We start from the raw sequence: 24,590 nt of genomic DNA on the forward strand, positions 1-24,590 counted from the left end.
TCGAACCGCTGGGCGAAGGATTTCGCGGCGGCTGGATCATGAACCCCGCCAACATCGTGCATATGGTCCGCGAACCCGACGCCTGGTGATCGAAACAGGAATCTGACGCAGGACGCCGCCACCCGTGCGAGCCACATGATTTATCGCTCGATCACTGGAGAGCCGCCTTTGGCATAGCGGCTGTTCGGGGCCTCATTCTCCACCCTGTCGAACACGGTCGGGCACGCTACGAGCAGCATGTCGTCGTGGGCGAAACACCGTCCGATCAGACTGTCGTCCGGGGCGGGGTTAACCCGGATGGCCAGGTCGAAGCCTTCCTCGACCAGTTCGACCTCGAAGACCGGATCGGGGGATATGGACGACATCGGGACGAGCGGCCCAGAAGCCACCCGCGATCATCAAGGGCGCCGCATGCAGAAGCAACGACGCCGCCCCGGCCGGAACCAAAGGCCCACGCAAGGCCGCTTCAATCCTTCTTGTAAGCGTCCTGCGGACCGACCATTCGATCCAGAAACGGCTTGGCCGTCAGGGCGGCGACAGCCGCGCGTAGGACGGGCTCCAGCTCAAAGGACAGATCCTCGTCCAGCGACGCGGCGGCGCGCGCTGTCGCCGCCCAGCAGCGCTCAAGGTCCGGCGTCATAGCCAGGGCGCGCGGCGTCAGGCCGACCAGGCGTTCACGACGATCGCGCCCCATTTCGATTTGAACCAGATCCTCCCGGGTCATCTGCGCGATCGTCTGGCTCGCTGCGGAGTGAGTGACGCAGGCCAGGTTCGCAACATCCTTAATGCTCAAAGCGCCCTCCCTGAGGAGCGCCCGGAATATCGGCGTGTATCGCGGACGAAAGTTCAGGCCGGCCCGGCGGTAGGCCGTCTCGACGTCGCCGTCGAGCAATTCGAGGAGACGCCGCAACTGGGCGCCGAGAGTGATGCTGTTAGCCATGTTCGACTCAATATATTAGCGCTGTCACATTATCAACACAACCGGGCACGCCGCCTGACCGCCCCAACAAGAACAAAAGAATATCGTCTCGTCGAACCCTGACGGCTTTCTGCACCGCCTTGCTGCTCCTGTCGCCGGTCGCAGCGCAAGCACAAGACCTCAGCGCACAGACCGAAGCCTCGCGCGCCTGCGTCGCGGCGCCTTCAGCACGGTTGAAGATCTGGAACGGTTCTTCTCCGCGCTTCAGTCCGGCCGTCTCGTCAAACCGGAAACAGCCCGCCTGCTTCAGCAGAAATAGATCGTGTCGGGCCCCGCCCGCGGAAACCTTCCAGACCTGGGTTACGGCTTCTGCTTCAGTACCGGCAGCTTCGAGGAGCATCCCTGGTTTGGCCACAGCGGCGGCACGCTCGGGGTCAATTCCGAAGTGGTCGCCTTCCCTCGGTATGACGCCGTCGTGGTCGTGGTCGGGGCCGTGCTCGCGAACCGCGACCCGCCCATGGCCGCCGAACTCCTTAGGATCGAACTCACAGACCTGTCCGGGCCTGCGACCGCGCTGAGCCCGCAACACTCGGTTCCCGCAACAGCATCACCAGTCCGCGCGGCGTGATTGGAAATGGATGAAAGAGCCTGCGCTCGGCTGACTCTCCAGGTAAGCGGCCCAACCCATCCGTACAGAACCAAGCGCGGCTTTCAGTCTCGCTCTCGCAAATAGAGGTAGAGCGGCAGCGCCAGCGACAGCCCCACGAAGGCGCTGGCGGGAAGCACCAGCCACCATCGCGCCACCCCTTGCTTGGCGGCGTCTCGCCATGACCACGTCAAGAACACCAGGATGGAAATCAGCACATCGGCCGAAAAGCCGCCTGCCGCTCCATTCACAAACAACGAGCGCAGAAAGAGCGGAACATCAATTCCGTTCAACGCAAAGAAAGATCCAAACAGCGCCCAGGGAATGATCGTCCCGATCAGCGCCATCAGCAAATAGAAGGTCTTCATTTTCAGCCACTCTCAGCTTCCGCTACCCCAAACAGCCCTTTGAGCTGAGATCGTAATCTCATGCGCCACCTCCTTTGAAGCCCTCAAAGATGAAGCCCCGCCAACTGATCGTAAATGGAGGCCTGCTCACCTGCTGGCTCCACACGCGGCGTCAGGCCTCGTCAGGTCATCCGACGTCGGAAAGCTTCAGAACGGATCGTTCCGGCGGCATGGCTCGGGCCTGTCGCTCAAAGAATGGGGGCGATGAGGGGTTGGCGCCTCATTCAGATCGGACCGCCTGGACTAGACGGCTGGACGCCAGACGCGCCCACCGAAACTGCTTCTGATCGTCCATCAGCGCGGCCACATTGGCCGACGCCCGATGGGCGATGAGCTCGAAAGCAACCTGATCGACCTCGACGCCGCGTCGGATCGCCCCCTCGCTAGGCGCATCGTTCAACAGCGCGATCATGTCCCCGCACCTGACGCCTGCGCTGACGTTGCGCATTTCGTCCGCTCAACGGATCAGATAGTCATCGACCGGCGCTCGCTCACTCGAATATCAGAGAACCGATTTTGACATATGCCGTCGTGGCGTCGATTTTTGATATCGGCTTCGGTCTCTTTCACTTGATGTTCTGGCGGCTGTTCGGCTGGCCCTCGACGCTTGCGTCATCCGGACCAATCAACACCGCCGTCACTCAAACGCTCAATGTGATGCTGACCTATTGCTTCTTCGCCTATGGCGCCGCTCTGTTCTGGTTGAGAGCAGACGAGAACATGGGCGTGCTGGCCTTGGCGGGCGCGGGCTTCTGGTTGCTCAGGGCCGCCCTGCAACCCGTTCTGTTTTCCGCCAGGAACCGCGTGTCCATCGTGTTGACCATAGCCTTCCTTGTCGGCGCCGCCTTGCACGCGACGGCGGGCCTGGCTCATCCATAAGCTCGCGCCGCCAGGCGCACAGCGCGTTCACGCCTCGGTCCGTCAGGAGCCGTCTTGGGCGCATTGAAGCGACTCATTCCCGACATCAGCGAGAAAATACTGATCCAGCAATTGCGCGAGATGGAGGCCGACAGCCTGGCCCGCCCGCTGCGCCCTGGAGAGAGGCTGCCTGAAGCTTCGCCGGCGCAGCGACGAAGATATGCTTCAGACGCCCGGCAGGACGCGCCGCATCCACGGCGTGGCACTCTGCGAATAGTCCTTATGCCCACGCATAAATGGACGTTTTTGCAGGTACAGGGCCAAACGAGGCGCCGGAAGCCATACAAGCCAAAAACCAGCCCCGCGGCGGGTTCCAACATCTGGCCGTTGCCGCCTAAGACAGGCGGCGCCAGCAGGCGCTGTCAGCTTGACCGGGCGCCGAATTCGTGGCGAAGCGTGGTTCGGCGCCGGGGACATCGCATGGATGATCATCGCTGGTCGCGCCGTCCATGGGAGATCGCCTAATGAAACAATTTACGCTGATCCTCTCTGCGGCGCTCGCCGTGACGGCCTGCGCCTCTGCACCCCCGCCCGCGCCTTTGCTCGTGGCGGCGACGAAGCCGGAGGCCCGCTCCTATCATGTGAGCGACGATGCGTCGGCCGACGTGGATCTCGCGCTGGCGCGCGCCAGGCAATCAGGAAAGCGGGTTCTACTGGTGATGGGCGCCAACTGGTGCAGCGACAGCCGCGCGCTTGCCGGTTGGCTGGAGACCAGCCGTTTCGCCGATCTCATCGAACGCAAATACGAACTGGTCTTTGTGAACATCGGGATGCCGCGTAGCGGTGACGGCCACAATCTGCGCATCGCGCGTCGTTTCGGGCTGCCGGAGTTACCCGGCCTGCCGAACGTCCTGGTGCTTACGAACGACGGAGTTCTGGTGAACCCCACGACAGCAACCAGTTGGCGAAATGCCGAAAGCCGGACAGGCGATGCGATCTACGATGAGTTGTCGAGTCTGGCGGATCTTCCCGCCTGAGCCGACCAGACCCATCAACACGGCGACGACTTCCTATTCTCGAGCACTGGTCCTGCGCTCATTCCACCGAAACATGCTGATAGACGATCTACGTCTGCGGCTCGAGCAGCCAGTCCTCTTTCCAGAGCAAGGCCCGTAGTGTCCCAGACAGCAGAAAGCCCGGGGCGTATGCCGTCGGGGCTTCGTAAGCTTGGGTGCGGGAGCTGGATTTGGGCGATTCCTCACACTTAACTTCATCGCCTGAGCTTCGCCGACAGACTCTAAAACTGGGCCGATGCGGCCGCGAGGTCCGCCAGAAATCTGGCGCGTTCGCTATCCCTCCTAGCCGGATCAGGCAGGCGCAGCAGATATGCGGGATGCACCGTAAGAAGCACATGCGCGCCGTCTGCCGTCGTCATGACCCGACCGCGCTCGGCCTGCACGGCCGGTTTTCGGCCAAGCACCGCCAGACCCGCCGTCGCGCCCAGCGCCAGGATCAGCCGGGGCCTCACCAGACGCCGCTCGTGATCCAGCCACCAGCGGCAGGCCTGGACCTCGGCTGCATTGGGCGTCTTGTGCAAGCGACGCTTGCCGCGCGGCTCGTGCTTGAAGTGCTTCACCGCATTGGTGAGGTAGAGATCGCGTCGGTTCAGTCCCACCTCTTCAAACGCCGCGCCCAGAAGACGGCCCGCAGGCCCGACGAACGGTCGCCCGACCAGATCCTCCTGATCCCCCGGCTGCTCGCCCACAACCATCAAAGCAGCGCGCTTCGGCCCCTCGCCGCAAACGCCCTGGGTGGCGTCACGCCATAGCGGACAGCGGCGGCACCCCTGAACGCCGCGCGCCAATTCATCCAGGCTTTCGGGAGCCAGATCGTCAGTCGCCGCGCGATCGACCACCGGCGCGCGGACGCGCTGGAACCTGTCGTTGGGTCGAGACGTGGGGCGGGTCACCATGGCTTCGGTGCGAACCGACGCGGCGGCCATCAGTTCCGGGATCAGCGCCGCCTCAGGCAGGTTCTTCCAATAGCGCTTGGGCATTTCCGACTGCATCGCCTGAGGCCGTAGCCGCGCCGGATTGAAGGTCGAGGCGTAGTAGGTGCGCCAGAAATCCTCCATGGCGTCCTCGGTCGGAGCCTGCGCCTGCTCGGCGGCGGGGCGGCAGGCCAACGCCTCGCCGTTCCAATGAGCTGAGCCGTCCGGCGTCAGGATCGTCCATCGCATGGCGCTGAACCGACGGACGAAGAAAGGAGCTGTCGCCTGCAGCACGCGATGCGCCGGCTCGAACCAGGCGACCCAGTGTTCGCCTGCCTTATCCTCGGCCTGTCGGAATCGGACGAAGGCCTTCATCTTGTGGGCGGCGCGGCGCACCGCCTTCACCCGATCAGCCGCCTCGGCCACGTCCCGATCAGACAGGACGTTCAGCAAGTCAGGCTGATCCTTCAAGCGCCACAGCAGGCGATACATCAGATCAAAACGATCCTCGGATCGATGCTGGATCAACTGCGCCGCCGTCTCCATGAAGGCGCGCGGGGCGTTGAATGCGCCCTCGACTTCGGGAAGAGCCGCCGCCTCGTCGAACAGGTCGCCACGCGAATGGCCCACGACAAACCGCACCTGTGCCGGCTCAACGCTCGCCAACCGCAAACGCCGCGCCGCCTCACGCCAGCCGTCGAAATCAAGCGGATCGGCCAGGACAAGGGTCCGCATCAGAACAGGCTCAACTGTTCGGCCTTGCGCCGGGGGGCCAGGCGCGCACGCAAGTCCGCCGCATCGGTCAGGCCGCCGGGCGTCCAATCCAGCGCCGTGATCCACGGCCGCACCGCCTCGATAGAGCGCGTCAACCGCCCCACGTCCTCCAACCGCAAGGTCCGATGCCGCCGCACGGACAGGATGCGGTCGACCGCCTTCACGCCCAGTCCCGGCACCCGCAGCAGCGTCTCACGCGCTGCACGGTTCACGTCGACGGGAAAGGCCTCGCGCCGCCGCAGGGCCCAGGCCAGTTTGGGATCGACGGCCAGATCCAGCATGCCATCGTCCGTCCCCTCCCCGATCTCGGGCGCGGTGAAGCCGTAGAATCGCATCAGCCAATCGGCCTGATAAAGTCGGTGTTCGCGCATCAGCGGCGGCTTGGTGGGCGGCAACAGGCTGGAGCCGTCGGGAATGGGGCTGAAGGCGGAATAATAGACCCGGCGCAGGCCGTAACCGCCATACAGGGCGGCGCTGCGCGCCATGATCTCCGTGTCCGGCGCCCCGTCGGCGCCGACGATCAACTGGGTCGACTGCCCCGCTGGGGCGAAGACGGGCGGGCGTTTGCGGTCCTTCTTTTCGGGCCGGGCCGCTTCCAGCTTCAGCCGCACCTGCCCCATGGCCTTGCGGATTGTCCGCGCATCCTTTTCGGGCGCCAGTCGGCCCAAGGCCTCGTCGCGAGGCAGTTCGATGTTGGCGGACAAGCGATCGGCATAGAAGCCCGCCAGCTCGACCAGCCGCGCGTCCGCCTCCGGGATCAGCTTCAGATGGATGTAACCGCGAAAGTGGTGGTCTTCGCGCAATCGCCGCGCGACCTCGACCAGCTGCTCCATGGTGTAGTCGCCGTTGCGGATCACCCCCGACGACAGGAACAAGCCCTCGATATAGTTGCGCTTGTAGAAGGCCAGGGTCAGGTCCACGATCTCCTGCACCGTGAAACGCGCCCGCTCGACGTTCGATGACACCCGGTTGATGCAATAGGCGCAGTCGTAGATGCAGAAGTTGGTCAGCAGGATTTTCAGCAGGCTGACGCACCGGCCGTCCGGCGTATAGGCGTGACAGATGCCCATGCCCTCGGTCGAGCCGATCCCGCGACCGCCCAAGGAATCTCGTTTGGCCGAACCCGATGAGGCGCATGAAGCGTCATACTTCGCCGCATCCGCCAGCACCGCCAGCTTTCGTCTCAAATCAATCTGCGCCATTTGTTCATGATATGTTCCAGCCGTGGAATGATCCAGCTTGGCTGGAGCGATTTCTCAGAACGCCAGCGGTGCGGTCTGCCAGGTCACGCCGACAGCGGCGACCAGAGCGCCGGTTAGGGCGACGCGCCGCTCCCAAAGAGCCGGCTCATCCGGCGCCGGACGCCGCGCCGTGGCGAAGGCCGCGACGGCGATCAGCGTCAGACACAGAAGGCTGAAACCCAATCCGATCCAGCGACCAGCGGCCGCCTCGGTCGAGGACCACACGTCTGCGGCGCTGGCCAACAGGTAAAGCCCCAGAAAATGCGCGGCCCAGATCAGCAGCCCCGCCGTCATCGCCAGCCAGCGCCTCATGCGCCGGAGCTCGGAAACAGTCGGATCAGCAGCACCACGATCACCGCCTGCGCCGCCGTATAGGTCATGAAGAGGCCGATCAGGTCTACCGTCGACGGCCGCTCGGCCGACAGCCGCCTGAACGCCCGTCGCAGCAGGATGTAGAGTCCCATCAACATCCCGATCCCGGCGAACGTCGCCGACCAGCCGAGCAGGGCGAAGACAGCGGCGCCCTGGCTGGTGGCGTCAGGCTTGAGCCCAGCGGTCCACCAGGCTTGGAGCTCAAGCCCTATCGCCGTCGCGGCGCCGATGGCGCTGATGACCAGAAGAACCGTAGCGAGCGTCTCCGCTCCCTTCCCGGTCCGGCGCAAAACGTGCGGCGCCGCTGCGGCGCAAAGCCCCCCCAAGGCCAGAACGCCGAGGTGCAGCATCATCGACGCCGTCTCCGGCGGTGCCTGCCACAGATCCGGCCGCCGGCTCCACAGGAAGACATAGGAGAAGCCCGCCAGCAGGCAGACCATGCCGCCGACAATCAGCACGATCACCATGGCCCACCAGCCGTGGCTGGACGGACCCGAAACATAGTTGGGTACGCGGACGCCCGCTCCGATGTCGGTCGTCTTGCGGCTGTGCGGCGCATCCAGAAACCAGCACCAGCGCATGATGCAGTAGATCGCCAGCACGCCGCTGACCACGGCGGCGACATAGGCCTGGATGGTCAGGATCAGGAAGAAGCCTGCCGTGAAGAGGGCGCCGAACACGTGCCAGGGTGACGGACGCGGGAGGCGCAAGACATACTGCGGCTCAGCGTTCAGAGGGCTGGTGACCAGGGTCTGGCGCTCGCCTCCCGCCGCGCCGGGCAGGAACCAGCGCCCCTCCTCCACCTCCTTCGCCAAGCTCTTCTGTTCCCACAGCGGATAGAGGCTCTTCACCACGGGGACGGAGCGCACGGAATAATAGCCGCTGGGCAGCCACTCCAGTCCTGGGCCGTCGTGGATGTTGCCCGCCTCGCGCGGGCCGAAGGGGCGGAAGTTGCGGATCATGTCGACGACCCACAGCAGGACCGCGAGACCGAACAGAAAGGCGCCGACGGTGGAGATGAAATTGGGCAGATCCCAGCCCCGCCCCGGCAGATAGGTGTAGACCCGACGCGGCATCCCCATCAGCCCCGTCAGATGCATCGGCATGAAAGCGATGTTGTGCCCGGCGAACATCAGCCAGAAGATCCATCTGCCCATGCGTTCGCTCAGCGGCCGGACGCTGGACATCGGCAGCCAATAGTAGATGGCCGCGAACATCGGAAAGACCATGCCGCCGATCAGGACATAGTGCAGGTGGGCGACGATGAAATAGCTGTCGTGGGCCTGCCAGTCGAAGGGCACCATGGCGACCATCACCCCGGTCAGCCCGCCCATGACGAAGATGATCAGGCCGCCCACGGCGAACAGGCCGGGCGTGGTAAAGCGCATCTTTCCGGCCGCTATGGTGGCGATCCAGGCGAAGACCTGCACGCCCGCAGGGACGCTGACCGCCATGGAGGCGGCGCTGAAGTAGTTGATGCTGATCTGCGGCATGCCGGTGGTGAACATGTGGTGCGCCCACACGCCGAAGCTGATGAAGCCGGTCGCCAGCATGGCCATGACCACCAGGGGATGCCCGACCAGCCTGGTCCGCGCCATGGCGGGTATGATGGTCGACATGGCGCCCGCCGCCGGCAGGAAGATGATGTAGACCTCCGGGTGGCCGAAGAACCAGAACAGGTGCTGCCACAGCATGGGATCGCCGCCCTTCAGCGGATCGAAGAAGGGCCAGCCCAGCGCCCGTTCCAGCTCCAGCAGCAAGGTCGCCAGGATCACCGAGGGAAAGGCGATGATGATCATGCAGGCGAAAATCAGCATCGCCCAGGCGAAGACCGGCAACTTGTCCAGCGTCATGCCAGGCGCGCGCGTCTTCAGCACCCCGACGATGATCTCGATCGCTCCGGCGATGGCCGAGATCTCGATAAAGCCGATACCCAGCAGCCAGAAGTCGGCGTTGATCCCCGGCGAATAGGTCATGCCCGTCAGCGGCGGGTACATGAACCATCCCCCGTCCGGCGCCAGGCCGAAGAACAGAGAGCAGAAGAAGGCCAGGCCGCCGATCAGATAGGCCCAGAAGGCGTAGGCCCCCAGGCGCGGAAACGGCAGGTCGCGCGCCCCCAGCATCTGCGGCAACAGCAGCACGCCCAACGCCTCGACCGCCGGCACGGCGAACAGGAACATCATCACCGTACCGTGCATGGTGAAGATCTGGTTGTAGGTATCCTGCGGCAGGAAGCCCGTCATCGGCAGGGCCAGCTGGGTGCGCATCAACAGCGCCAGCACTCCTGCCAACACGAAGAACAGCATGGCCGCGCCGACGTAATAGACGCCGATGATGTTGTTGTTGATCGCCGTGATCCACTCGCCGGGACGGCGCGGACCGCACCAGGCGGCCTCCAGCTGCTCCAGCTCACCGTCCGGACGCGGCTCCTCGGTGGGAAAGCGATCGTATTTGCGGACGTCGAAGCCGGTTTCCGACGTCATTTCAGACTGTCCAGATAGGCGGCCAGATCCCGCAGCTCGCGCCCGGTCAGCACCGGATAGGACGGCATCCGATTGCCCGGCTTGATCCCCTGGCTGTCGGCGATCCATCCCGCCATCGTCCCCTGATTGTTGGGCAGGATGCCCGCGCCCAGCGTCTGGCGCGAACCGACATGGGTCAGGTCCGGCCCGGCCAGGCCGTTGGCCTCGGTTCCGCGTATGGTATGGCAGGCGCCGCAGCCCGAGACGCTGAACGCCCCCGCGCCGGGCAGGGCGGACGGCGCGGCGGGCGCGGCTTGCCTGGCCCGCCAGGCTTCGAAGTCGGCCTCCGCATGGGCGACGACGACGAAACCCATCAGGGCGTGAGGTCCGCCGCAATATTCGGCGCACTGTCCCGCATAGACGCCCGGCTTGTCAGCCTGCAGGCGCATGAAGTTGCGGCGGCCCGGGATCATGTCCGTCTTGCCCCCCAGGCGCGGCACCCACAGGCTATGGATGACGTCGGCGCTCTCCAGCTCGATCACCACCGGACGGCCGACGGGGATGTGAACCTCATTGGCGTCCTGGACCGTTTCGCGGCCCTGGTCGTCCAGATAGGCCACGCGCCACCACCACATCTCGCCGGTGACGCGCACGCGCATCTCGCCGTCGCGCGGCGCATCCGACACGCGCGCGGTGACGCTGAGGCCGTAGATCAGCAGGCCCGTCAATACGACCACCGGAAAGGCCAGGCCGCCGATCCAGACCAGCCGCTCGCCGCCAACGCGACGTTTCCACGTCCTCGGCCCGAACAAGGCGACGCCCAGGGCGATCAGGACAACGGCCAGCACGACCGCGCCCATGACGAACAGCACCCAGGCGACCACCGTCACCGGCCCGGCGAACGGTCCGGCCGGGTCCAGAACCGGCGGCGGCCAGCCGCCCAGCATGTCCGGCGTCTCAGTCGTCATCGAGCGTATAGAGATAGGCCGCTATGTCGCGGGCTTCGGCTTCGCTCAGGGGCATGGGCGGCATGCCGGTGTCGGGCAGCAACGACGGCGCGTCGCGCACGAAGGCGGCCATGACCGCGGGCTGGTTCGGCAGCCTCCCGGCGATCATCGGCCGCGCCCCCACGCCCGCCAGCGATCCGCCGGTCCGCCCCTCGGGCCAGGCCACGCCGGGAATGACGTGGCAGGCGCCGCAGCCCTGCGTCCGGATCAGGCGCAGCCCCTCGACCGCGTCGGCGCCCGCCAGGTCGCGGGGCGCTCCGGCCTTGTCCGCGCAGGCGGCCAGGCCCAGCAGGCCGGCGGCCGAAACTGCAGCGCCTATCTTCCCCATCGTCGCGACATGACGGCATACGGCCCCTTTCCGCTTCGCCAGAACCAATCCGCCGGGCGGCCAGGGGTTCCGAGGCGGAACCGGCGGCGCAAAGCCGGTGTTGGACCGGGGTGCGCGCCCTGCTCCTCGCTTTTCTGGGACTGACCCTCGCCGCCTGCGACGCGACGCCAGGCGCGACCGACCGCGCCTTTCAGGCGTCCGGCGAGGTGATCGCCATGAGCGGGGGCGCAGGCGGCGCGGCCAACGCCTGCTTCACCTGTCACGGCCTGAAGGGCGAAGGCGACGGCGTCTCGACGCCCCGCCTCGCCGGTCTGGACCAGGGCTATCTGCAGAAACAGATGGAGGATTACGCCAGCGGCCTGCGTCCCGACGACGTGATGACCCGCGTGGCCAAGGGCCTGGATCAGGACGCGCGCAGGGCCGTCGCGGCCTGGTACGCCGGACTGCCCCCGCCCGCCGTTCAGACTTCAACCGCCTCTCCGCCCCAGATCTGGTTGACCGGCGACACGGCGCGCGGAATCACGGCCTGCGCCGCCTGTCATGGCGTTGAAGGCCAAGGTGCGGGCGAAGGGCAGCCGATCGTCGCCGGGCAGCCCGCCGCCTATACGCTGGAACAGATTGACCGCTGGAAGTCCAGCGAGCGGCGAAACGACCCGCGCGGCGTCATGGCCGCCGGCGTCCAACGGCTGACGGACGACGAAGCCCGCGCCATCGCCGCCTGGCTGTCGACCCAGCCGCCCTCCCCGGTCCGCGCCGAAGCGTCGGTCGCCCGCGCCGCCTCGGTCGCCGCTGCGGCGCGCCCGGCCGCGTCGCGCGAAATCCGCCGCCCCGCTCGTTCCGACGGCGGCTGAACTCCTCGGGAACAGACCACGCACACAGCGATTGGTTGTCTCACGACTAGAACAACCCGGTGGAGGCCGCTGATGCACGCCCACAGCTATCGCAATCTCGCATTCGAACTGCTGATCGACTTCGTCATCATGTATCTGGTGATGTTCACCATGATCGCGACGCTCGATCATTTCCGCTTCAACCTGAACAACGTCTATATGACGCTGATGATGGTCGCGCCCATGGCCGTGGTGATGCTGCTGTCGATGCGCTCGATGTTTCAGAATAGGCGCGCCAACTGGATCATCATCGGGATCGCCGCCGTCGTCTTCGCCGCCAGCCTCTACGCCATGCGCGCCCAGGCGGCCATTAACGACCAGGAGCTGATCCGCGGCATGATCCCCCATCATTCCGGGGCGATCCTGATGTGCGGAAAGGCCAAGCTGACCGACCCTGAGCTCATCGCCCTGTGCGACGAAATCATCATCGCTCAAGAGCGGGAGATCGTCCAGATGCAGGCGATCCTGGACCGACTCTAGACCTGGAAGCGGGTGCGGCCGCGCCGCAGCCTCCGAACGGTCGTCGCAACCCTTTTCTCCAGCGCCCGCCATCGCCGCTGCCATCGCGTGCGTCGGGGCCGTAGCTGCGGAACAACCGGCAGCATGGCGTGGAAGACGTCGTCGCGGTCGATCAGATGGTGCTTCAGCGCGGCCCCTGCATGGATCGGGATCATCAGCAGAAGGGCGATGACGAGGCCCCAGTGCATCCACTCGGCCGCCGCCTCGACCGCCCAGAGCTGACGATTCGACAGATCCTGCATCGGCAGCATCGGCCAGGGTATGAAGCCCGCCGCCGCCAGTTGGGCGTCTCGCGCTGTGGCCGATATCATCGTCCAACCCGACAACGGCAGGCCGAACAGGCAGAGATAGAAGACATAGTGGGTGACGTGGGCGGCCGTGCTTTCCCATCCCGGCTTGTCCGCGTCATTGATCAGATCCGGCGCGACCAGCCGCCAGGTCAGGCGGCCGATCACCAGCAACAGCATCAGCACGCCGACGGCGAAATGGACCTCATAGGCCGCGACCTTCTCGCCGCCGACCGGCAGCCGGCCCATCCACCAGCCCCAGCCCAACTGGAACACGACCAGACCTGCCATGATCCAGTGAAACCAGATGGCCACAGGGGAATAGCGCCCCTCGTCATGATGGCCGGCGGCCCACTCCAGCGCCTGGGCGATCAGCCGGTCGATCATGCCGCCGCCTCGCCCGCCGGCTTCAGCAGACCGTGAATCCGCCACAGTGCGGCCAGCAGGTAGGCCGCCGCCGCCGGCGCCCACATGATGAGCCCGGCCGCCTGCTGGTCCTCCAGCGGCGTCATGTTCCAGGCCATGGTGCTGGCGAAATGCGGCGCATAGAGCGGCTGGCCCGCGAACACGATCAAGGCGCCCAGAAGCCCCATCAACAGCATGGCCGCCAGCAGGGCCGCGACGGCCGCATGCCCCCTTGCGCTGCGAACCGCCGCCCAGAACCAGACGGCGCTTCCCAGGATGCTGATCTGCATCAGCCAATAGATTCCGTCATGCGACAGAGCCTGAGCGTAGGGCTCCGGCGCATGCCAGACCCAAAAGACCACCGCCTGCACCGCCGTCGCCGCCGCCAGACGCGGCGGTTTCAACCGAGGCAGGCACAAGGCCAGCAGGGGCGCCGCCGCCAAAACCAACAGCAGATGATGCAGGGTCCGCGCCATGAACAGGGCGGAGCTCAAGGCGCATAGCGGCGAGATGAAGCCGACCGCCAGCACCGCCATCGCCGCGCTGAAGCGTCCCCTCTGCTGTTCGCGCAGCAGGATCAATCCGGCCGTCGCCGCCGCCGCCATGACAGACAACAGGATCAGATCGCCGTTCCAGCGCCCAAGCGCCTCGGCGGGATCGGGCGCAGGCCCGCAATAGGGTGTCCAGGCGACGTCGATCATCCTGGGCCAACGCCTCCACGCCGCGACGGTTCACCGGCGTCCGGTCGCGCACAGGAACGGAACCGCGTTTCTCCGCACGCCGTTTCCCTGCCCTGTTCAGGAACTTGATCCCATGTCCGACACGGTCGCCGACCCCGCCTTCGAACCACCGCCCGAGGCCCGCGCCTTCTATGAGGAAGCCCTGCGTCTGCTGAAGGAGTCCGGCGTGCCCTTCCTGCTGTCGGGCACCTACGCCGTCACGGCCTACACGGGCATCCGTCGTCCTACCAAGGATCTGGACGTCTTCTGCAAGCCCGGCGACTACCCCCGGATTCTGGCCTTCTTCCAGGCGCGCGGCTATCGCACCGACGTCGAGGACGAGCGCTGGATCGCCAAGGTCTGGCAGGACGACAAGCACTTCTTCGACGTCATCTTCGCCATGTCGAACGGCACCATCGCCGTGTCCGACAGCTGGTTCGGGCCGGATCGCATCACCGTCTACGGTCATGAGGTGACGATCACGCCGCCGACCGCCCTGATCCTGTCCAAGGCCTTCATCCAGGACCGCTATCGCTACGACGGCGCCGATGTGAACCACGTCATCCTGAAACAGGCCGACGCCATCGACTGGAAGTCGCTGCTGGATCAGATGGATCTCTATTGGGAGGTGCTGATGGCGCATCTGCTCAACTTCCGCTTCGCCTATCCGACCGAGCGCGGCCTGGTGCCGGCGTGGCTGATGACGGAGTTGATCGGCCGCCTGCAGGCCCAGGTCGATCTGCCGGCACCGCGCGTGAAGGTCTGCCGCGGCCGCCTGTTCAGCCCGCGCGACTACATCGCCGACATCTCCGAATGGGGCTTCGGCGACGTGGTGGGCAAGGGCCTGGAGGAACGCCATGACCCCGTCGCCTGAAACCGCCGCCTCCGCCGCTGAAGGCCAGACGCCTCAACCGGGCATGGAAGCCGGACCGAAGAAGAAGCTGCGCGTCGCCGCCGTCGGCGACCTGCATGTCGGCGAGACCTCGCATCGCGCCTATCGCGACCTGTTCGACCGAGTGCATGAAGACGCGGACGTGCTGTGCCTGTGCGGCGACCTGGTCAATTTCGGCAAGACGGTCGAGGTGGAGAACCTGCTGGAGGATCTGCGCGCCTGCCGCATCCCCATGGTCGGCGTGCTCGGCAATCACGAGCATGAGTGCGGCCAACCGCAGGAAGTCATCCGCATGCTGACCGAGGCCGGGGTCAAGATGCTGACCGGCGAGGCCTATGAGATCGACGGCGTCGGCTTCGCCGGAGGCAAGGGCTTCGTCGGCGGCTTCGGCCGCTACATGCTCAGCTCCTTCGGCGAGGCCTCTATCAAGACCTTCGTCAATGAGGCGGTTGAGGACGCCAATCTCATCGAAAATTCGATCCGAACGCTGCGGACCGAGCGGAGCGTGGTTCTGCTCCACTACGCCCCGGTGGTGGATACGGTGATCGGCGAGCCGCCGGAGATCCACGCCTTCCTTGGCTCGTCGCGCCTGGCCGAGGTCGTCGATCGCTATGAGAACGTCAAGCTCGTGCTGCACGGCCATGCGCATCGCGGCGCGCCGGAAGGCCGCACGGCGCGCGGCGTCCCGGTCTACAATGTCGCCCTGCCCGTGCTGCGGACGATGGGCGATACGCCCTATCGCGTGTTCGAGGTCTGAAAGCTCAGGCGATCCCGGCGCCGCCGGTGACGCCCCAGACCTCGCCCGTGACGAAGCTCGCCTCCTGCGAGGCCAGCAGCACGTAGACCGGCGCGATCTCGACCGGCTGACCCGGACGTTCGAAGGCGCTGTGAGCGCCGAATTTCTCGACCTTCTCCTGCGGCTGGCCGCCGCTGGGCTGCAGAACCGTCCAGAAGGGGCCCGGCGCCACGGCGTTCACCCGCACGCCCTTCTCGATCAGCTGCTTCGCCAGGGCCTTGGTGTAGGTGACGATCCCGCCCTTGGTGGTGGCGTAGTCCAACAGGATGTCCGACGGCTCATAGGCCTGGATCGAGGCGGTGGTGATGACCGCCGCGCCCGGCGGCAGATGGGGCGCCGCCGCCTGACACAGCCAGTGCAGGGCGTAGAGGTTGGTCTTCAGCGTAGCGTCGAAATCCTCGGTCGAGACTTCACCCACGTCCTCGCGAAACTGCTGTCGGCCCGCGTTGACGACCAGGATGTCCAGACCGCCGAAGGCCTCGAGCGTGCGCGCCACCATGGTCGCATTCCACGCCTCGTCACGCACGTCGCCGGGCAAGGCCAGCGCCTTGACGCCTTCGGCCTCGATCAGGGCGATCACCTCGCGCGCGTCGGCCTCCTCTGAGGGAAGATAGGAAATCGCGACATCGGCGCCTTCGCGGGCGTAGGCGACAGCGATCGCGCGACCGATGCCGGAATCGCCCCCCGTTATCAGGGCGCGGCGCCCCTTCAACCGCCCATGGCCCCTATAGCTTTCCTCGCCATGATCGGGCTTCGGCTCCATCTTCGCGACCAGACCCGGCGCCGGCTGCGGCTGCCGTGGAAACGGCGGACGCGGATACTGATGGCGAGGATCCTGCATTGTCAGGCGGTCGGACATGACGGCTCCTGTAGACGTGTGAAGGGCATGCCCTCCTAAGTCGCCCCCTGTCCGCGCGTTCCCCTCCTGCGGCGGAACGTCGTGTTCAGCCGCGACGTTTCCGACGCACCCGAGCCGGAGAAGCCGCATGCCAGATCCCGTTCCCCAAGCTCTAGCCGTCCCTGAGCCGCGTAAGGGCATGCCCAGCCCAGAACTGGACCGCACAACCTTTGAAACCCGCTTCCGCAGCCGGTTCGCGGACCCCGCCTTCGACCCTCTGCGCGACGAGATCGACCGCCTAGCCGCCGCAGCCTGGGACGGCTACATCGGGGGTCGAAAATCGCCGCTGACACGCCCCGCCGGTCCGAGCTTCGCCGAGCCGGACTATGAACTGGCTCTGGACGGGCTGGACGCTCACGCGGCCCTCCGCGCCGCCGAGGCGCAGCATGACGACGCCGCCGGGCCCTCGCGCATCCTGATCATCAACGCTTCCAGCCGTTCCGAGCACACCTGCCCCGGCGAAATGTCCAAGAGTTGGCGCCTGGTCCAGATCGCTCGCGAGGTGGTTGAGAGGCGCGCGGGCATGGCGGCAGAAATCCTCGACCTGTCGCGGTTGGCGTCGGAATACGGCCGGGAAATTCATCCCTGCAAGGCCTGCTTCTCCACAGCAGCGGCCCTCTGCCATTGGCCGTGCAGCTGCTATCCCAACTACAGCCTGGGCCAGGTCCACGACTGGATGAACGACATCTATCCGATGTGGGTCCGCGCGCACGGCGTCCTGATCGTCACCCCGGTCAACTGGTATCACGCCTCCAGCCCTTTCAAGCTGATGATGGACCGGCTGGTCTGCGCCGACGGCGGCAATCCAGATCCCACGACGACGCACGGCAAGACCGTCGCCCTGGCCAAGGCGCTTGAACTGGCCGACTGGCCCTATCCCCGTCACCTGGCGGGTCGGCGTTTCGCCCTGGTCGTCCATGGCGATGTAGAAGGCGCGGAAAACGTGCGCCGCTCCCTGTCCGACTGGCTGGTCTCGATGAAGCTGTCGCCCGCCGGCGCCGACGCGGAGATCGACCGCTACATCGGCTATTGGGAGCCTTACGCCACCAGCCACGACGCCCTCGACCGCGACCGGGCCGTTCAGGATGAGGTGCGGCTGGCGGCGGAAGAGCTGGCGAGGGCTGTTCTGGCCTGGCGCAACAACGCCTCGAAGCCCCCTGAGCCCGCTCACGAACCGCCGCGCCAGAAATAGAGAGCCGACCGGGGCCGTATGGAACACGCACCGCTCCTCTTCCTTCTCCTTCCAGTACGAAAGGAGTTCGCCCTTGCCTCTCGCGAACAAGGAAAAGCCCCCGATCCTGCGACGCCCCAGACGGCTGCTGATCCTTGTCGGCGTCCTCTTGGTCCTGTTGTTCATCGTCTATCTGGCCACGGCGGCGACCGGCTTTCTCCGCACCGAAACCAAGGTTCCTGATCCACGAATGACGGGAGCCGAGGCGCCGCTGGAGCGTGTCATGTGACGGCGTGTTCAGGCTTGAGCGTTTGGAACACCCCCGCGCCCCGCCGCTTAACTTCCTGTCACAGGGAGGAAAAAGACATGACCGATCGCTCTCGTCGCCCACCGCGCCCCCTCACCCTGGGAGGCCGACATGCGTTTCTATGAAGTCGTGGTCGGCAGCGACAGCGGCCCTCAGCGACGCCTGCGGGTCGCTTCGCCCACCGATGTCCAGGCCGCCGACGCCGCCGCGCCCCTGATGCGCGCGCAGGAGGCCATTCTATCAATCCGCGAAACGCCGGACGGCGGCCTGCAGCAGGTCGATGCGCCTCCGCCTCAGACCCAGGCTCAAGAATTGGCGCCCGTCACCCCCGGCGTGGCCGCCAAGCCCTGATCTTACCCAAGGAGTTCAAATGATGATGAAGCAAACCGTCGCCGTTCTGGCCGTATCAGCCGCCGCCCTCACCCTCGCCGCCTGCAACCAGCAGCAAGGTTCCGAGGCCGTCGATAAGGCGCAGGACGCCGTTTCCGAACCGGTCGGTCAGACCTCCGCCGCGACCATGGGCGCCAATATGGTCAGCGCCTATGTGCCCAACGCCGCCATGGGCGACATGTACGAGATCCAGGCCGCCGACATCGCCATGGAGCGATCGAAGAACGCCCAGGTCAAAGAACTGGCCCAGATGATCAAGACCGACCACGCAGCCGCCTCCACCGCCCTGAGAGCAGCCGCCGGACAGGCTGCGCCTGACACGACCTTGACGACCGAACTCGACCAACGCCGCAAGGGCCTGATCGACAACCTGCGCTCAGCCTCGACTGCGGACTTCGATAAGATCTACGTCGATCAACAGGTCGCCGCCCATGAGGAGGCCGTCACCCTTCACCGCGGCTTCTCCGACAAGGCGGACGTTCCCGCCTTGGCGGAACATGCGCGCAACGTCCTGCCCAAGATCGAAGCCCATCTTGAGCGGGCCAAGCAGTTGCAGGCCGGCTTGGGCCGCTGACGCCGGGCCTTGGTGCATGACGCTATCAGGGGCGGACGACAGTTCGCCCCTTATTCCTATTCGACAACGGGCTTCCGCACCGCATAAGGCGGGTCCAGATGAATGCTCGCGTGGCCGTGACGACGCAGATGGCTGGCGTCGATCTCCTCAATCAGCGCCGCGCCGCGTTCTTGATCGACCAATTCCAGCAGAGCGTCGATCTTGGCCTCCATCCGGTCGTCGTTCTCCTTGGACGACGGCGAGCCGACATAGAGAAAGTAGGCCAGCCCCACGACCTGCCAGATCAGTTGCAGGAACTCGGACTGCCAGTTCTCGAAGGTGTCCCGCCCCATCTCCACCAGATAGGGCGTCAGTTGCGCCGCCTGTCCGTGGTCGCGGGCCTCGTTCACATAGGCGGCCCAGCCGAAGCCCCAATGCAAGACGATGGAAATGGTGAAGAAGGCCAGAGTGATCCAGCCATAAGCGTACTTCTTCATGTCGCGCTCCAACACTCTGAAATCGGCAGAAGAGTTCGTGGGCCTGTGCGTTCCGTGGCGCTCAGCCCTGTCCATATCCGAACACTAGGAACGCGCTTGTGCGCCCGCCGCTTCGCAGGCTCCCCATTCTTTTTCAGGAGAGCCCCATGCCCGAGAAAACGCTGCAAACCCTCTTCCACGACACCTTGCGCGACATCTATTACGCCGAGCGCAAGATCCTGAAGTCCCTACCGAAAATGGCGCGCGCCGCCCAGTCGCCCGACCTCAAGGCGGCCTTCGAAAAGCACCGCGAGCAGACTGAAGGCCAGATCGAGCGCCTGCAGCAGGTGTTCGAGATCATCGGCAAGCCCGCGCGCGGCAAGACCTGCGACGCCATCGAAGGCATCCTGGCCGAAGGCGACGAAATCGCCGAGGAGTACAAGGACACGGCAGCGCTCGACGCCGGTCTGCTGGCCGCCGCCCAGGCGGTCGAACATTATGAGATCACCCGCTATGGCACGCTCAAGCGCTGGGCCGAGGTGATAGGACTGAAGGACGCCGTCAAACTGCTGGACGAGACGCTTCAGGAAGAAAGCCAGACGGACGAGGATCTGACGGCCATCGCCGACGCCGCAATCAACGCCGAGGCGTTGCAGCCCTCCGCCTGAGCTCCATCCGGCCCTGCCGCCTGATCAGCGGCGGGGCCGTAACCCTGCGCTAAACCGGCAGTCGCTCCAGCCGCAGATAAGAGGGATTGAACTCGGCCGCGCTCGCCAGACGATCCCACTCGAGAATACGAACTTCCGATCCGGTCCACTCCAGCCAGCCCGCCTCGCGCATGACCTTCAGCGTACGGTTCACGTGCACGGCGGACATGCCGAGCAGATCCGCAATCTCCGCCTGAATAATGGGAAAACGAAAGACGCCGTCGCGCGCCAGGCCCACGGCTTCCAGGCGCGCGTAGATTTCACAGACCAACAGGGCGGTCCGCTCCAGCGCCTCCTGTCGACCTAGGGCCAGCAGCCATTCACGGTGCATGGCGGCGTCCACCACCGTCTCCAGCCATAACAAGCGCGTCAAATGCGGGTGCTCTTCCGTCAGTTTGCGCAGGCGTTCATGCGGCGCCTCGGCGATGAGACAGTCGGACAGCGCACGCACGCCATGGTCGACGCGCTTCAGAACAAAGCCGTGCAGGTCGATGAAGTCTCCGGGCAAGTTGATCTGAGTATACTGCCGCCGTCCGTCGCTCAGATCGCGATAGCGCGCGCAGAAGCCGTCGATGACGAGGCTGGAATGATCGACCAACGCATCCTGAGTGACGATGTCGCTGCCGGCGGGCTTCAACACGACATGGGTCAGCACGTTCCTGAGCGCCTGCCTTTCGCCATCCGTAATGACGTCGCGTCGTTGCAGCTTGTTTTCCAGCAAACGGCTGTGGTCGTGCATTGCGGTTCCCTGAGGCTTGGCGCGACCACAACGCCGGATCTTCGCGAATGTTGCCATCGGCTCGAACAGCCGAGGTTCCACAGCGCCTCAAAGGCGACACAATGAACCCATCAGGGCGCAACCGCATTGCCTTCCCGTAACAGGGGAGTTTGTACCATGAATAGAACACCAGTCATCGAGCGGGCCTTCGAACTCGCGCGCAGCGGCCGCTTCCGCATACCCAGCGAAGTCCGCAAGGCCTTGATCTCGGATCGTTATACCCAGGCCGAACTTTTTCAGCTCGAGGGCAAGGCCACGTGGCGCCAACTGCGCACCCTCTGCTCGGATTCCTATTACCGCGCCTGACGGCTTCCGGTCCCGACGCCGCAAGCGTCACCGTCAAGCCCTTGGACTAACCTATGTAAAGAACGAAACACCCTCGGCCGTGCTGTTGGTCAGAGGGATGAAGAATCAGTCTTATCAAGATGATGTAGACATAGCCGCGGCGTCGCTGGAGCGGATGCTGTTCAGCTTCGCCGTGCTGTCGCCTGGCGACATCGAACGCATCCGTAGCTGGTTTCACGGTCCTGCCATGGTTCACCCGCCCGGCGGCGCCGTTTCCCTTCATCCGGAACGCAAGGACGCCCGTGTGGTGGCGCGCGGCTGGATCGCCCGCGGCGCCATGCTGGAAGACGGCCGTCGTCAGATCGTGGGTCTCAGCCTGCCCGGCGACGTCATCCTGGCCGCCGACGTCGTGGACGCCGACATGGCGGTCTGGGCCCTGACCGAAGCCTCCACCCTTGACGCCTCCCTGCTGTGGGCGGCGATTTCCGAAGGCGTAGACGTCAGCCCGCGTCTTCTGGAAGCCTGGCGGCATTTTCGCTCGGCGGAGCGCCTGCGGCTGGCGCGGCATGTCATTCGGCTGGGTCGGCTCAGCGCCTATGAGCGAACGGCGCACCTTCTGTTGGAGTTGTACGAGCGGCAAAGCCGTCTCGGCGCGGCGGAACCCGGCGTCCTTCACCTGCCTCTCACCCAGGACATGCTCGCAGACATCCTGGGCCTCAGCGCCGTGCACATGAACCGGACGCTGCAGCAACTTCGGCGAGCAGGCCTGGTCGACTACCGGACGGGACGGGCCGTCCTGCCTGACCTGCAGGGCCTGGCCTTGGCCGCAGGCCTCAGCATCGCCGACGATCTCGCGGATGCGCCGCCCAGCCGCGACTAACCCATGTGAGTGGCGATCTGCGGCAGCCATGGCAGGGCTTCTGGTCAGGAGGCCCCATGCCTGCAGATTCCGCCGCCATTCTATCCCCCTCCGCCTCACCTCACGGCCGCCCCCGGCCCAGCATCCGTGATCACCCGGTCTATCGCGTCCTGCCGCCGGATGCCCAGCAGCGCCTGACCGCCGAGGGAACAGAGGTTGATCTCCCAGGCGACGCGCAGCCTCCTCTGGACAGGGAGCATCTCTGGTTCGTCCTGTCCGGGGTTCTCGGCGCCTTTCCAACCGGCAGTGAAGTCTGTGTCGCACCTATCGTATCGGGCGCCGTCTACGGTTGGGATCACGCTCTGGGCTCTAGCGGCAGCCGCGCCGACGTGCGGCCGCTGCTGGATGTTCGGCTGTTCCGCGTTCCCGCCGCCGCCGCCCGCGAGGCGCTCGGCCATGATTGGCTATCGCGCTTCATCGCCCTTCAGGCGGTTCAACGCCTGACGCTTCTGGAACAGGAAGCCGCCTGCAACGCCTCCCATCGCGTGTCGGAGCGTCTGGCCAAGTGGCTGCTTCGTCTGCACCATGGCGGCAACGGCGCGCCGCTTCGCCTGAAGCAGGCCCAGCTAGCCGCCATGCTCGGCGTCCAGAGAACCAGCATCAACGCCGCCGCCAGCAACCTGCAAGCGATGGGCGCGGTGCGCTTCAGCCGCGGCAAGGCGTCGATTCTGGACGCGGGAAGTCTCTCCGACCTTTCATGCCGGTGCGGCGCGATGAACTGAGAGCACGGCCGCGCGCAGAAGGGAGCCGGAGGCAGGGCCTGGCGTTGCCTAGACTTAGACCCAGCAAGGGCCGTGACGATGTCGACAAACGTGATCAATCCGCCGCCTTCCGGCGGACTCGTCTGGTCCAGCAACGAGAGCCCAGGCCTTACGCGCCGCCGGAGCGGGAGGGGTTTTTGCTATCGTGATCCAAAGGGGCGCCTGATCCGTGAGCGGAACATCCTGATGCGGATCGACGCCCTAGCCATTCCGCCGGCGTGGCAGGACGTCTGGATTTGTCCCGACCCAAACGGCCATATCCAGGCGACTGGGCGCGATACGCGCGGTCGCAAGCAGTACCGCTATCATGCCGACTGGACGGCCCGCGCCGCCTCGCACAAATTTGCGCGTTTGCCAGATTTCGCCCGACGCCTGCCGCGACTGCACGACCGGGTGGAGAACGACCTTTCGCGACGTGGGCCGTGCAAGGAAAAGGTGCTGGCCTCGGCGGTTCGTTTGCTGGAAATCACCCTCATCCGCGTCGGCAACGCCGCCTATGCCCGCCAGAATCGTAGTTTCGGCCTGACGACCCTGCGCAAGCGGCACTTGGAGGTCGACGGCTCGGCCCTGACCTTCGAGTTCAGGGGCAAGAGCGGCAAGGAACACCGGGTCAAGGTCAGCGACCGTCGACTGGCGCGCGTCATGCGCGGCCTGGAAGGCCTCCCGGGCCAGCATCTGTTCAAATACCGCGACGCAGAGGGCGAGCTGTGGGCGATCAGTTCAGACGACGTGAACGCCTATATCCGCGAGGCCATGGGCGATCAGTTCTCCGCCAAGGACTTCCGCACCTGGGCGGCCACCGTCGCCGCCGCCCGCGCCTTCTACGAAATGGCCCCGCCCACGTCCCAGACCGAGGCGCGACGAAACATCTCGACCTGCATGAAGGCGGTCGCGAGCCTGCTGGGCAACACGCCGCCGGTCTGTCGGGCGTCCTATGTCCATCCGCGCGTGATTGAGCTTTATGAATCCGGAACCATCACGACCTGTCTGCCGGATCCAAACGCCCAGAGTTTAGATTCAAGGCTGGCGCGACTGCTGAGCGAACCTGCCTAGGCCCACATCTCGAGCACCTCGTCGCACTCCGCCGTCTCGATCTGCTGGCCGAAGCGGTCATGATAGAGAGCCAACAAGGCGTCGTGCGACTGGTCCGAGGAACTGCACAGGGCGTCCGAAACCACCACCACGCGAAAGCCCATATCCACGGCGCCGAGGACAGTCGCCAGCACGCACATATCGGTTTCGGCGCCCGTCACCACCAGGGTGTCGACCTGGCTCGCCATCAGAGCCGACGCCAGACCCGTGTTGAGCCAGGGGGAATAGCGGGACTTGTCCAACACCCTGGCGGGCGGGGTGAAGACCTGCAGTTCGGGCAGAAGCTCCACACGTTCTTCACCCAGATTCTCAAGCGTCATCGACGCCCATCGCCGCCAGTACCGCCTCCACGCCCCCTCCCCCTCTCTCGGCGAACGGGCGGGGATGAACCGGGTGAAACAGGTGCGTTCGGCCTTGCGCTCGCACAGACGCACGACGACTGGCAGGACACGCGCCATCCACGGCGTGCGCCATGCCGTGTCCTCCGCGAATAGTCTTTGCATGTCCACGCACAGATGGACGGCGTTTGCGGCTATGGGGCCGAAATGGATACCGGAAACCATACCGGCCCAAAGCGCAGGCCTCTGGCGGGTTCCCCCGTCTAGTCGCCGGCTTTCCACGTTCAACGCGACCTGATCGCCACCGGAAGTTTGATGTTTAGGCGCAGACAGCAGAAAGCCCCGCGGCGTATGCCATCGGGGCTTTGTAAGCTTGGGTGCGGGAGTAGGATTTGAACCTACG

General features: G+C 65.5%; 33 protein-coding genes. 16 read left to right on the forward strand and 17 right to left on the reverse strand.

Annotated elements, in window-relative coordinates:
- Positions 1-140 precede the first annotated feature (140 nt).
- From AC3A3G_RS15975 to AC3A3G_RS15995, 5 genes are all read right to left on the reverse strand, one after another.
- Positions 141-365, reverse strand: coding sequence for a hypothetical protein (locus AC3A3G_RS15975; RefSeq protein WP_368924729.1), 225 nt, complete (start codon positions 363-365; stop codon positions 141-143).
- Positions 366-466: 101 nt separating this feature from the next.
- Positions 467-940, reverse strand: coding sequence for a helix-turn-helix domain-containing protein (locus tag AC3A3G_RS15980; RefSeq protein ID WP_125901664.1), 474 nt, complete (start codon positions 938-940; stop codon positions 467-469).
- Positions 941-947: 7 nt separating this feature from the next.
- Entirely contained in the window at positions 948-1,505 is a 558-nt protein-coding gene (locus AC3A3G_RS15985; protein WP_487488692.1) for a hypothetical protein, read from the reverse strand.
- A gap of 125 nt (positions 1,506-1,630) precedes the next feature.
- Entirely contained in the window at positions 1,631-1,933 is a 303-nt protein-coding gene (locus AC3A3G_RS15990) for a DUF2834 domain-containing protein (protein ID WP_200167843.1), read from the reverse strand.
- A 259-nt stretch (positions 1,934-2,192) separates the two neighbouring features.
- On the reverse strand, positions 2,193-2,384 hold the full coding sequence (locus AC3A3G_RS15995; protein ID WP_487488693.1) for a hypothetical protein: 192 nt from the start codon (positions 2,382-2,384) through the stop codon (positions 2,193-2,195).
- A gap of 119 nt (positions 2,385-2,503) precedes the next feature.
- Between AC3A3G_RS15995 and AC3A3G_RS16000 the strand changes: the two genes are divergently transcribed.
- From AC3A3G_RS16000 to AC3A3G_RS16010, 3 genes are all read left to right on the forward strand, one after another.
- Positions 2,504-2,851, forward strand: a complete 348-nt coding sequence (locus tag AC3A3G_RS16000; RefSeq protein WP_200167845.1) for a hypothetical protein — start codon at positions 2,504-2,506, stop codon at positions 2,849-2,851.
- 63 nt (positions 2,852-2,914) lie between these two features.
- The gene (locus AC3A3G_RS16005; protein ID WP_409516125.1) at positions 2,915-3,355 is read left to right on the forward strand and encodes a hypothetical protein; all 441 of its coding nucleotides are present in this window, start codon (positions 2,915-2,917) and stop codon (positions 3,353-3,355) included.
- The gene (locus AC3A3G_RS16010; RefSeq protein WP_200167847.1) at positions 3,355-3,867 is read left to right on the forward strand and encodes a thioredoxin family protein; all 513 of its coding nucleotides are present in this window, start codon (positions 3,355-3,357) and stop codon (positions 3,865-3,867) included. The genes AC3A3G_RS16005 and AC3A3G_RS16010 overlap by 1 nt, the downstream gene beginning before the upstream one ends.
- Before the next feature lie 260 nt (positions 3,868-4,127).
- Here the strand turns inward: AC3A3G_RS16010 and AC3A3G_RS16015 are convergent, their stop codons facing one another.
- Genes AC3A3G_RS16015 through AC3A3G_RS16040 form a run of 6 tightly spaced genes read right to left on the reverse strand, consistent with a single transcriptional unit; the run spans position 4,128 to position 11,004 of the window.
- Entirely contained in the window at positions 4,128-5,555 is a 1,428-nt protein-coding gene (locus tag AC3A3G_RS16015) for a UdgX family uracil-DNA binding protein (protein ID WP_487488694.1), read from the reverse strand.
- Complete coding sequence (locus AC3A3G_RS16020) at positions 5,555-6,796, reverse strand: putative DNA modification/repair radical SAM protein (protein ID WP_487488695.1); 1,242 nt, start codon at positions 6,794-6,796, stop codon at positions 5,555-5,557. Before AC3A3G_RS16020 ends, AC3A3G_RS16015 begins: the two co-directional genes overlap by 1 nt.
- 54 nt (positions 6,797-6,850) lie before the next feature.
- Complete coding sequence (locus AC3A3G_RS16025; RefSeq protein WP_200167850.1) at positions 6,851-7,147, reverse strand: hypothetical protein; 297 nt, start codon at positions 7,145-7,147, stop codon at positions 6,851-6,853.
- Positions 7,144-9,690 (reverse strand): cbb3-type cytochrome c oxidase subunit I, encoded by a 2,547-nt coding sequence (locus AC3A3G_RS16030; protein ID WP_200167851.1) that lies wholly within the window; start codon positions 9,688-9,690, stop codon positions 7,144-7,146. Before AC3A3G_RS16030 ends, AC3A3G_RS16025 begins: the two co-directional genes overlap by 4 nt.
- On the reverse strand, positions 9,687-10,637 hold the full coding sequence (coxB, locus tag AC3A3G_RS16035; protein WP_487488696.1) for a cytochrome c oxidase subunit II: 951 nt from the start codon (positions 10,635-10,637) through the stop codon (positions 9,687-9,689). The genes AC3A3G_RS16030 and coxB overlap by 4 nt, the downstream gene beginning before the upstream one ends.
- Positions 10,627-11,004: a c-type cytochrome gene (locus AC3A3G_RS16040; RefSeq protein WP_368924717.1), complete on the reverse strand. Its 378-nt coding sequence runs from the start codon at positions 11,002-11,004 to the stop codon at positions 10,627-10,629. The genes coxB and AC3A3G_RS16040 overlap by 11 nt, the downstream gene beginning before the upstream one ends.
- 110 nt (positions 11,005-11,114) lie before the next feature.
- Between AC3A3G_RS16040 and AC3A3G_RS16045 the strand changes: the two genes are divergently transcribed.
- Entirely contained in the window at positions 11,115-11,855 is a 741-nt protein-coding gene (locus tag AC3A3G_RS16045) for a c-type cytochrome (protein WP_487488697.1), read from the forward strand.
- Positions 11,856-11,927: 72 nt separating this feature from the next.
- Positions 11,928-12,374: a DUF305 domain-containing protein gene (locus tag AC3A3G_RS16050; RefSeq protein ID WP_487488698.1), complete on the forward strand. Its 447-nt coding sequence runs from the start codon at positions 11,928-11,930 to the stop codon at positions 12,372-12,374.
- Here AC3A3G_RS16050 and AC3A3G_RS16055 read toward each other — a convergent pair.
- Both AC3A3G_RS16055 and AC3A3G_RS16060 read right to left on the reverse strand, forming a co-directional pair.
- A complete protein-coding gene (locus AC3A3G_RS16055; RefSeq protein WP_200167856.1) occupies positions 12,371-13,087 on the reverse strand; it encodes a cytochrome b in 717 nt (238 codons plus the stop codon). The two genes, AC3A3G_RS16050 and AC3A3G_RS16055, sit on opposite strands and share 4 nt — an antisense overlap.
- Positions 13,084-13,806: a cytochrome c oxidase assembly protein gene (locus AC3A3G_RS16060; protein ID WP_487488699.1), complete on the reverse strand. Its 723-nt coding sequence runs from the start codon at positions 13,804-13,806 to the stop codon at positions 13,084-13,086. The genes AC3A3G_RS16055 and AC3A3G_RS16060 overlap by 4 nt, the downstream gene beginning before the upstream one ends.
- A gap of 112 nt (positions 13,807-13,918) precedes the next feature.
- Between AC3A3G_RS16060 and AC3A3G_RS16065 the strand changes: the two genes are divergently transcribed.
- Together AC3A3G_RS16065 and AC3A3G_RS16070 are read left to right on the forward strand one after the other, a co-directional pair.
- Positions 13,919-14,698, forward strand: coding sequence for a nucleotidyltransferase family protein (locus AC3A3G_RS16065; RefSeq protein ID WP_125901680.1), 780 nt, complete (start codon positions 13,919-13,921; stop codon positions 14,696-14,698).
- Positions 14,682-15,473 carry a metallophosphoesterase family protein gene (locus AC3A3G_RS16070; RefSeq protein WP_292055881.1) on the forward strand — a complete coding sequence of 264 codons (792 nt, stop codon included), beginning with the start codon at positions 14,682-14,684 and terminating at the stop codon, positions 15,471-15,473. The genes AC3A3G_RS16065 and AC3A3G_RS16070 overlap by 17 nt, the downstream gene beginning before the upstream one ends.
- Before the next feature lie 4 nt (positions 15,474-15,477).
- Here AC3A3G_RS16070 and AC3A3G_RS16075 read toward each other — a convergent pair whose 3' ends face one another.
- Positions 15,478-16,371, reverse strand: coding sequence for an SDR family oxidoreductase (locus AC3A3G_RS16075; protein ID WP_487488700.1), 894 nt, complete (start codon positions 16,369-16,371; stop codon positions 15,478-15,480).
- 127 nt (positions 16,372-16,498) lie between these two features.
- Here AC3A3G_RS16075 and AC3A3G_RS16080 point away from each other — a divergent pair, with 127 nt between their 5' ends.
- The 4 genes from AC3A3G_RS16080 (at position 16,499) to AC3A3G_RS16095 (ending at position 18,852) form a co-directional block, all read left to right on the forward strand.
- Positions 16,499-17,602 carry a flavodoxin family protein gene (locus AC3A3G_RS16080; protein ID WP_487488701.1) on the forward strand — a complete coding sequence of 368 codons (1,104 nt, stop codon included), beginning with the start codon at positions 16,499-16,501 and terminating at the stop codon, positions 17,600-17,602.
- Positions 17,603-17,675: 73 nt separating this feature from the next.
- Complete coding sequence (locus tag AC3A3G_RS16085) at positions 17,676-17,870, forward strand: hypothetical protein (RefSeq protein WP_200167860.1); 195 nt, start codon at positions 17,676-17,678, stop codon at positions 17,868-17,870.
- A 129-nt stretch (positions 17,871-17,999) separates the two neighbouring features.
- Positions 18,000-18,239 (forward strand): hypothetical protein, encoded by a 240-nt coding sequence (locus tag AC3A3G_RS16090; protein WP_368924703.1) that lies wholly within the window; start codon positions 18,000-18,002, stop codon positions 18,237-18,239.
- Positions 18,240-18,258: 19 nt separating this feature from the next.
- On the forward strand, positions 18,259-18,852 hold the full coding sequence (locus AC3A3G_RS16095) for a DUF4142 domain-containing protein (RefSeq protein WP_487488702.1): 594 nt from the start codon (positions 18,259-18,261) through the stop codon (positions 18,850-18,852).
- A 56-nt stretch (positions 18,853-18,908) separates the two neighbouring features.
- Here the strand turns inward: AC3A3G_RS16095 and AC3A3G_RS16100 are convergent, their stop codons facing one another.
- On the reverse strand, positions 18,909-19,328 hold the full coding sequence (locus AC3A3G_RS16100; protein ID WP_487488703.1) for a DUF6766 family protein: 420 nt from the start codon (positions 19,326-19,328) through the stop codon (positions 18,909-18,911).
- Between the two features lie 146 nt (positions 19,329-19,474).
- On the opposite strand from AC3A3G_RS16100, the gene AC3A3G_RS16105 reads away from it, so the two are divergent.
- The gene (locus tag AC3A3G_RS16105; RefSeq protein ID WP_487488704.1) at positions 19,475-19,975 is read left to right on the forward strand and encodes a YciE/YciF ferroxidase family protein; all 501 of its coding nucleotides are present in this window, start codon (positions 19,475-19,477) and stop codon (positions 19,973-19,975) included.
- Between the two features lie 49 nt (positions 19,976-20,024).
- Here AC3A3G_RS16105 and AC3A3G_RS16110 read toward each other — a convergent pair whose 3' ends face one another.
- Positions 20,025-20,753 carry a Crp/Fnr family transcriptional regulator gene (locus AC3A3G_RS16110; protein ID WP_200167864.1) on the reverse strand — a complete coding sequence of 243 codons (729 nt, stop codon included), beginning with the start codon at positions 20,751-20,753 and terminating at the stop codon, positions 20,025-20,027.
- 156 nt (positions 20,754-20,909) lie between these two features.
- On the opposite strand from AC3A3G_RS16110, the gene AC3A3G_RS16115 reads away from it, so the two are divergent.
- The 4 genes from AC3A3G_RS16115 to AC3A3G_RS16130 all read left to right on the forward strand — a co-directional run bounded on the left by AC3A3G_RS16115 (position 20,910) and on the right by AC3A3G_RS16130 (position 23,810).
- Positions 20,910-21,098, forward strand: a complete 189-nt coding sequence (locus tag AC3A3G_RS16115) for a hypothetical protein (protein ID WP_087141298.1) — start codon at positions 20,910-20,912, stop codon at positions 21,096-21,098.
- A gap of 97 nt (positions 21,099-21,195) precedes the next feature.
- Positions 21,196-21,957: a Crp/Fnr family transcriptional regulator gene (locus tag AC3A3G_RS16120; RefSeq protein WP_487488705.1), complete on the forward strand. Its 762-nt coding sequence runs from the start codon at positions 21,196-21,198 to the stop codon at positions 21,955-21,957.
- A 56-nt stretch (positions 21,958-22,013) separates the two neighbouring features.
- Entirely contained in the window at positions 22,014-22,718 is a 705-nt protein-coding gene (locus tag AC3A3G_RS16125) for a Crp/Fnr family transcriptional regulator (RefSeq protein ID WP_487488706.1), read from the forward strand.
- A gap of 78 nt (positions 22,719-22,796) precedes the next feature.
- Positions 22,797-23,810, forward strand: a complete 1,014-nt coding sequence (locus AC3A3G_RS16130; RefSeq protein WP_487488707.1) for a DNA topoisomerase IB — start codon at positions 22,797-22,799, stop codon at positions 23,808-23,810.
- On the opposite strand, the gene AC3A3G_RS16135 is transcribed toward AC3A3G_RS16130, so the two are convergent.
- Entirely contained in the window at positions 23,807-24,412 is a 606-nt protein-coding gene (locus AC3A3G_RS16135; RefSeq protein WP_200167868.1) for a cysteine hydrolase family protein, read from the reverse strand. The genes AC3A3G_RS16130 and AC3A3G_RS16135 overlap by 4 nt on opposite strands.
- Positions 24,413-24,590: the final 178 nt, after the last annotated feature.

The organism is Brevundimonas sp. Soil_N_31 (assembly GCF_057655995.1).

What these genes read in the sequence shown, in the direction of transcription:
- AC3A3G_RS15975 (WP_368924729.1), bottom strand. Translation starts at nt 365, where the DNA reads ATGTCGTCCATATCCCCCGATCCGGTCTTCGAGGTCGAACTGGTCGAG.
- AC3A3G_RS15980 (WP_125901664.1), bottom strand. Translation starts at nt 940, where the DNA reads ATGGCTAACAGCATCACTCTCGGCGCCCAGTTGCGGCGTCTCCTCGAA.
- AC3A3G_RS15990 (WP_200167843.1), bottom strand. Translation starts at nt 1,933, where the DNA reads ATGAAGACCTTCTATTTGCTGATGGCGCTGATCGGGACGATCATTCCC.
- AC3A3G_RS15995 (WP_487488693.1), bottom strand. Translation starts at nt 2,384, where the DNA reads ATGATCGCGCTGTTGAACGATGCGCCTAGCGAGGGGGCGATCCGACGC.
- AC3A3G_RS16010 (WP_200167847.1), top strand. Translation starts at nt 3,355, where the DNA reads ATGAAACAATTTACGCTGATCCTCTCTGCGGCGCTCGCCGTGACGGCC.
- AC3A3G_RS16015 (WP_487488694.1), bottom strand. Translation starts at nt 5,555, where the DNA reads ATGCGGACCCTTGTCCTGGCCGATCCGCTTGATTTCGACGGCTGGCGT.
- AC3A3G_RS16020 (WP_487488695.1), bottom strand. Translation starts at nt 6,796, where the DNA reads ATGGCGCAGATTGATTTGAGACGAAAGCTGGCGGTGCTGGCGGATGCG.
- AC3A3G_RS16025 (WP_200167850.1), bottom strand. Translation starts at nt 7,147, where the DNA reads ATGAGGCGCTGGCTGGCGATGACGGCGGGGCTGCTGATCTGGGCCGCG.
- AC3A3G_RS16030 (WP_200167851.1), bottom strand. Translation starts at nt 9,690, where the DNA reads ATGACGTCGGAAACCGGCTTCGACGTCCGCAAATACGATCGCTTTCCC.
- coxB (WP_487488696.1), bottom strand. Translation starts at nt 10,637, where the DNA reads ATGACGACTGAGACGCCGGACATGCTGGGCGGCTGGCCGCCGCCGGTT.
- AC3A3G_RS16040 (WP_368924717.1), bottom strand. Translation starts at nt 11,004, where the DNA reads ATGGGGAAGATAGGCGCTGCAGTTTCGGCCGCCGGCCTGCTGGGCCTG.
- AC3A3G_RS16050 (WP_487488698.1), top strand. Translation starts at nt 11,928, where the DNA reads ATGCACGCCCACAGCTATCGCAATCTCGCATTCGAACTGCTGATCGAC.
- AC3A3G_RS16055 (WP_200167856.1), bottom strand. Translation starts at nt 13,087, where the DNA reads ATGATCGACCGGCTGATCGCCCAGGCGCTGGAGTGGGCCGCCGGCCAT.
- AC3A3G_RS16060 (WP_487488699.1), bottom strand. Translation starts at nt 13,806, where the DNA reads ATGATCGACGTCGCCTGGACACCCTATTGCGGGCCTGCGCCCGATCCC.
- AC3A3G_RS16065 (WP_125901680.1), top strand. Translation starts at nt 13,919, where the DNA reads ATGTCCGACACGGTCGCCGACCCCGCCTTCGAACCACCGCCCGAGGCC.
- AC3A3G_RS16070 (WP_292055881.1), top strand. Translation starts at nt 14,682, where the DNA reads ATGACCCCGTCGCCTGAAACCGCCGCCTCCGCCGCTGAAGGCCAGACG.
- AC3A3G_RS16075 (WP_487488700.1), bottom strand. Translation starts at nt 16,371, where the DNA reads ATGTCCGACCGCCTGACAATGCAGGATCCTCGCCATCAGTATCCGCGT.
- AC3A3G_RS16080 (WP_487488701.1), top strand. Translation starts at nt 16,499, where the DNA reads ATGCCAGATCCCGTTCCCCAAGCTCTAGCCGTCCCTGAGCCGCGTAAG.
- AC3A3G_RS16090 (WP_368924703.1), top strand. Translation starts at nt 18,000, where the DNA reads ATGCGTTTCTATGAAGTCGTGGTCGGCAGCGACAGCGGCCCTCAGCGA.
- AC3A3G_RS16095 (WP_487488702.1), top strand. Translation starts at nt 18,259, where the DNA reads ATGATGATGAAGCAAACCGTCGCCGTTCTGGCCGTATCAGCCGCCGCC.
- AC3A3G_RS16100 (WP_487488703.1), bottom strand. Translation starts at nt 19,328, where the DNA reads ATGAAGAAGTACGCTTATGGCTGGATCACTCTGGCCTTCTTCACCATT.
- AC3A3G_RS16105 (WP_487488704.1), top strand. Translation starts at nt 19,475, where the DNA reads ATGCCCGAGAAAACGCTGCAAACCCTCTTCCACGACACCTTGCGCGAC.
- AC3A3G_RS16110 (WP_200167864.1), bottom strand. Translation starts at nt 20,753, where the DNA reads ATGCACGACCACAGCCGTTTGCTGGAAAACAAGCTGCAACGACGCGAC.
- AC3A3G_RS16115 (WP_087141298.1), top strand. Translation starts at nt 20,910, where the DNA reads ATGAATAGAACACCAGTCATCGAGCGGGCCTTCGAACTCGCGCGCAGC.
- AC3A3G_RS16120 (WP_487488705.1), top strand. Translation starts at nt 21,196, where the DNA reads ATGAAGAATCAGTCTTATCAAGATGATGTAGACATAGCCGCGGCGTCG.
- AC3A3G_RS16125 (WP_487488706.1), top strand. Translation starts at nt 22,014, where the DNA reads ATGCCTGCAGATTCCGCCGCCATTCTATCCCCCTCCGCCTCACCTCAC.
- AC3A3G_RS16130 (WP_487488707.1), top strand. Translation starts at nt 22,797, where the DNA reads ATGTCGACAAACGTGATCAATCCGCCGCCTTCCGGCGGACTCGTCTGG.
- AC3A3G_RS16135 (WP_200167868.1), bottom strand. Translation starts at nt 24,412, where the DNA reads ATGGTTTCCGGTATCCATTTCGGCCCCATAGCCGCAAACGCCGTCCAT.